The sequence below is a fragment of the Thermodesulfobacteriota bacterium genome (genome assembly GCA_031082315.1).
In the GTDB taxonomy this organism is placed as follows: domain Bacteria; phylum Desulfobacterota; class QYQD01; order QYQD01; family QYQD01; genus QYQD01.
The window spans coordinates 1-508 of record JAVHLC010000043.1 but is presented as its reverse complement, the minus strand read 5'-3'; the positions used below and the strand labels follow the sequence as shown (position 1 = coordinate 508).

The 508-nt window shown below is 49.8% G+C and carries 1 protein-coding gene; it reads right to left on the bottom strand.

Annotation, left to right across the window (positions count from 1 at the left end; all coding sequences use genetic code 11):
- Window positions 1–508: GAF domain-containing protein (locus RDU59_12980; GenBank protein ID MDQ7839393.1), on the bottom strand; the 508-nt coding region annotated here is incomplete at both ends.

Sequence of the window (508 nt, the reverse complement as noted above, 5' to 3'; positions counted from 1 at the left end):
GAAGACGGACCCGCTCCAGGGCGCTTCCGGCCATCAGGGCCAGAGTCCTCAGCAGTTCCAGATCATTTTCCGTGAGGTCTGTGTCACTGGTCAGGGCTATGGCCCCTGCCACCTTATTTTCCGCTACAATGGGCATATCTATTACCGACTTATAGGGGAGCATGGGAACGACGAGTGTCTTGATAAGGAGGCGCAGGGGACTGCCGGGAGAGGTATAATCCATGGCTATTCGTTCTACAGTGGTTCTGATAACACTATCTTTATCTTGCATAACGATGTTCCCGGTAGCAATGGGTTTCCCTGTATCCCGCATCTTTTTGTAGATGCTTTCTTCATAGAGGGGTATCTTATAGCCGAGGAGGGAAATGCCCGGTATGACACGCCATGCGATTCTTTCTATATTCTTAGCCAATCCGGATTCGATGCCCACGCGAACCAGTTGTATATAACGGCCGTCTTCGGTAAACATGCATATATTGCTTATTTCCCGTCCAAGTTTTTCCACGCT